Genomic DNA, 3856 nt, shown 5'->3' on the forward strand with positions numbered 1-3856 from the left:
CCCCCACCACCGCCGGGGCGCCCAGGAGCACGAGCGCGGCGCCGGCGCCGACCAGGGCGGCCGGCACGGGACGCAGGGGACTCGAGCGGCGTGCCCGCGACCGACGACCGCCCACCCCGTCCACCGGTCCGACGCTAGCCGGGCGGCGCCCCCGGCTGACGCGCGCGCTCGCCGCGGTCGCCGTCCCCCGCCCGCGTCCGGGTCCGCGCCCGCGCGCCGTCATCTCGTCATCTCCGGCCCCCTCGTGTGACAGCCGCGTGACAGGACGCCGCGCAGGGCCGTCCTGGCGCGAGGGAGGGCGCGTCGCCGTCCAGGGTCGAGGGCGTGCCGGGGGAGAGCAGCTCCCCACCGGCCACGGGCCCCGGGCCCGGACGCACGACCTGCGCGAGCGGTCGAGCCACCGGCCAGGCGCGACGACCACAGGAGGACCCATGACCACCCGCACCCGCACCCGCAGCACCACCGCCGTCCGCCGCCCCCTGCGCGGCCTCGTCGCCGTCGGCGGCGCCGCCGCCCTCGCCCTGGGCCTCGGCGCCTGCGGCGACACGGCCGGCGACGAGGACGGCACGAGCGTCGAGGACGTCAACGAGGCCGAGAGCGAGGTCGAGGTCGACGGCGAGGGCGACTACGCCTACGACGGCCTCTACGACACCAGCTACGCGGACCAGCAGGACGACCTCATCGGCCAGGAGGTGACCCTGTCGGCGTCCGTGGACGAGGTCCTCGACGACACCTCGTTCACCATCGCCGGCGACGGCAGCGGCCTCGAGCCGCTCCTCGTCGTCGACGCCGGGTCCGACACCGCCTCGATGGTCCAGCCGGACCAGGAGGTCGACGTGTCCGGCACCGTGGAGGAGGTCTTCGTCCTCACCGAGGTCGAGGCCGACCTGGGCGTCGACCTCGACGACGAGCTCTACGCCGAGTGGGAGGGTCAGACCTACCTCTCGGCCGACGCCGTGGACGTCGGCGTCGAGGAGGACAGCTGATCTGAGGGCGCGGGCGCTGCGCGCGCCCGGCACGCACGAGCGGGGCACCTCGGTCAGACTGCCGGGGTGCCCCGCTCCGCTCTCGTCGTCGAGGACGACCCCGGCCTGCGCCGGGTCATCAGCCTCGTCCTCGGCTCGGAGGGCTTCGACGTCGTGCCGGCGGGCACGGGAGGCGAGGCCCTCGCCGTGCTCGCCGAGCGCGACGTCGACGTGGTCCTGCTCGACCTGAGGCTGCCGGACGTCGACGGCCTGGAGGTCTTGCGGGAGGTCCGTCGGAGCAGCCTCGTGCCCGTCGTCGTGGTGTCCGCCCGCGACGACAGCCACGACGTGGTGGCCGGTCTCGAGGCGGGCGCCGACGACTACGTCACCAAGCCCTTCGTGGCCAAGGAGCTGACCGCCCGCGTGCGCGCCCTCGTGCGCCGGGCCACCGCCGTCCCGACGTCCCGGGAGGTGCCGCTGGGCGACGTCGTCGTGCGCCCCGGCAGCGGGGACGTGCTGGTGCGCGGGGAGCCCGTGGCCCTCACCCGCACCGAGCAGCGGCTCCTGGTCGAGCTGGCCGCCGAGCCCGGCCGGGTCCTCTCCCGCGAGGAGCTGCTCGAGCGCGTGTGGGGGCGCACCTGGTTCGGGGACGTCCGCGTCGTCGACGTCCACGTCCACCGGCTGCGGGCCAAGGTCGAGCACGACCCGTCCCGGCCGCGGGTCGTGCTCACCGTCCGCGGGCAGGGGTACCGGCTCTCGGTCGACGCCCCGGCCCCCCGCGGCTGAGGGGACGACCGCGCCGGCGTCAGGCGGCGCCGCAGCGGGCGTCGGCCTCGAGCTCGACCCGGACCTCCCCCTGCGCGAGGCCGCTCGCCCGGAGGGCGGCGTCGCCGACGGCCCACTCGGCCTCAGCCACGTCGTCGTCGTCGCTCGCGGCGCCGCAGTTGACGCTGAGGTCGTAGTCGCCCTCGCCGGGGCGGTCGACCTGCAGCTCCGCGACGAGGGCCCGGACCTCGTCCTCGGTCAGGACGCGCTGGACGTCGACGTCGAGGTCGACCTCCAGGACGCCGTCCTCCGTCTCCTCCTCCGTCTCGGTGACCGTGTAGGGCGGGACGCCGGCGGGCGCCCCGGCGTCGGCCGACGGCTCTCCGCCCGTCGGTGCAGGGTCGGACGTCGTGGCGCCCGGGGCCTGCGGGGAGGCCGGCGCCTCGTCGTCGGCGGCGTCCGCCGGTCCGGTGGTGGTCGCACCCGGCCCGGAGGGCGCGGACGCGGGGGCGGTGGCGCTCGCCGGCGCACCGCCGCCGGAGGCGTCGTCCGCACCCCCGCAGGCGACGAGGGCGAGAGCGAGGGGGGCGGTGGCGGCCAGCGCGAGGGCCCGGGCGCGAGCGGAGCGGGGCTGCCGGAGGCGTCCTGTCGTCATGGTGACCACCGTGGCGGCGCCGGTGCCGCGGCGCTGTCCGGAGGTCCCGACCCTCACGGGTCCCTCACGGCGCTCTCATGCTCCTCTCACGCGCCGCGGGCCACGACCGGGGCCTCGGGGCCATCGGGGCACGGGCCGCGCCAGAAGTGGTCCACAGATTGTGCAGAGGTTGTGCATCCAGCGGGCGGGGTCGGTCGGAAGGAGGGGTGCCAGTGCCCGTCAGACCTCCCGGCGGCCTTCGCCGGGCACCGACCGACAGGAGCGACACCCATGGCCACCACCACGTCCCGCGTCCGCAGCCGCGCCCTCGCCGTCACCGCCGCCGGCGCCCTCGTCGCCCTGGGCGGCCTGCCGGCCGCGGCGTCGAGCAGCGGCGACACCGCCACGGTGACGGTGTTCCACGGCGTCCCGGACACCCCCGTCGACGTCTACGCGAACGGCGAGCGCCTCCTCGACGACTTCGAGCCCGGCACCGTCACGGACCCGCAGCAGCTGCCCGCCGGCTCCTACGACCTCGCGGTCTACCCGGCCGACACCGAGAGCGTCGAGGGCGTGGACCCGGTGATCAGCGCCGACGGCGTGGAGGTGCCCGCCGGTGGGAACGTCACCGTGGCGGCCCACCTCACCGAGAGCGGCGACCCGACGCTCACGCCCTTCGTCAACGACACGTCGGCCGTGCCGGCGGGCGAGGGGCGGGTGACGGTGCGCCACACGGCGGCCGCGCCGGCCGTCGACGTGCTGGCGGACGACGCCGTGATCATCAGCGGGCTCACCAACCCGGACGGCGAGTCGCTGACGACGGCGGCGGGCACCGTGAGCGCCGCGGTGGACCTCGCCGGGACGGACACCACGGCCATCGGCCCGACCGACCTGACCGTCGCCGAGGGCGCCTCGACGATCGTCTACGCCTGGGGCTCGGCCGAGGCCGGGAACCTGGCGCTCGCGGTGCAGACGGTCGACGACCTGGGCTCCGACCCCTCGGGCGTGCCCAGTGGGCTGGGTGACGCCTCCACCGGCTTCCCGGCCGGCCTCACGGCCCTGACGGCGCTGGCCGCCGGCGGTGCCGTGCTCGTGTCGGTGACGATGGTGCGCCGTCGTCGCGCCGACCAGGGCGCCTGAGCCGGAGGCGCCCGAGAGGTCGGACCCGGGGGCCGGTCGCCCGACGACCGACCCCGGGCCACCGGCACCCGGTGCCCGACGTCGCGCTCCCGCGCGCGACGTCGGGCACCGTCCCCGGTAGTGCCCGGGAGCACCACCACGAACGGGGTCGCGCGAGCGCGACCGGACGGACGGACGAGGGCGGAGGGGCCGTGGCACGCAGCACCGGAGGCGACGACCGCCGTGCGGCGGCGACCCCGCGGCGCCTGGCCGCGGTGCTCGCCGCCTGCCTCGTCGTCGCCGTCGGGACGCCGCTGGCCTGGGCGCTGACGCGCCCGCCCGCGGCCGTCGGCGAGGGCCTGCCCTCGTCGGC

At 77.4% G+C, this 3856-nt stretch carries 4 protein-coding genes; 3 read left to right on the top strand and 1 reads right to left on the bottom strand.

The window, feature by feature from the left end; genetic code table 11:
• Positions 1-431 precede the first annotated feature (431 nt).
• Together HLB09_RS14195 and HLB09_RS20125 are read left to right on the top strand one after the other, a co-directional pair.
• Positions 432-986: a hypothetical protein gene (locus HLB09_RS14195; protein ID WP_171203992.1), complete on the top strand. Its 555-nt coding sequence runs from the start codon at positions 432-434 to the stop codon at positions 984-986.
• A gap of 66 nt (positions 987-1052) precedes the next feature.
• On the top strand, positions 1053-1751 hold the full coding sequence (locus tag HLB09_RS20125) for a response regulator (protein WP_171203993.1): 699 nt from the start codon (positions 1053-1055) through the stop codon (positions 1749-1751).
• 19 nt (positions 1752-1770) lie between these two features.
• On the opposite strand, the gene HLB09_RS14205 is transcribed toward HLB09_RS20125, so the two are convergent.
• Positions 1771-2385, bottom strand: coding sequence for a hypothetical protein (locus tag HLB09_RS14205; RefSeq protein ID WP_171203994.1), 615 nt, complete (start codon positions 2383-2385; stop codon positions 1771-1773).
• A gap of 270 nt (positions 2386-2655) precedes the next feature.
• Between HLB09_RS14205 and HLB09_RS14210 the strand changes: the two genes are divergently transcribed.
• Entirely contained in the window at positions 2656-3504 is an 849-nt protein-coding gene (locus tag HLB09_RS14210; RefSeq protein WP_171203995.1) for a DUF4397 domain-containing protein, read from the top strand.
• Positions 3505-3856 lie beyond the last annotated feature (352 nt).

It is taken from the genome of Pseudokineococcus marinus, from assembly GCF_013004605.1.
GTDB classification, from domain to species: domain Bacteria; phylum Actinomycetota; class Actinomycetes; order Actinomycetales; family Quadrisphaeraceae; genus Pseudokineococcus; species Pseudokineococcus marinus.

Bases quoted from the DNA above. Each gene is read 5' to 3' on its own strand.
- HLB09_RS14195 (WP_171203992.1), top strand. From the start codon at position 432: ATGACCACCCGCACCCGCACCCGCAGCACCACCGCCGTCCGCCGCCCC.
- HLB09_RS14205 (WP_171203994.1), bottom strand. From the start codon at position 2,385: ATGACGACAGGACGCCTCCGGCAGCCCCGCTCCGCTCGCGCCCGGGCC.
- HLB09_RS14210 (WP_171203995.1), top strand. From the start codon at position 2,656: ATGGCCACCACCACGTCCCGCGTCCGCAGCCGCGCCCTCGCCGTCACC.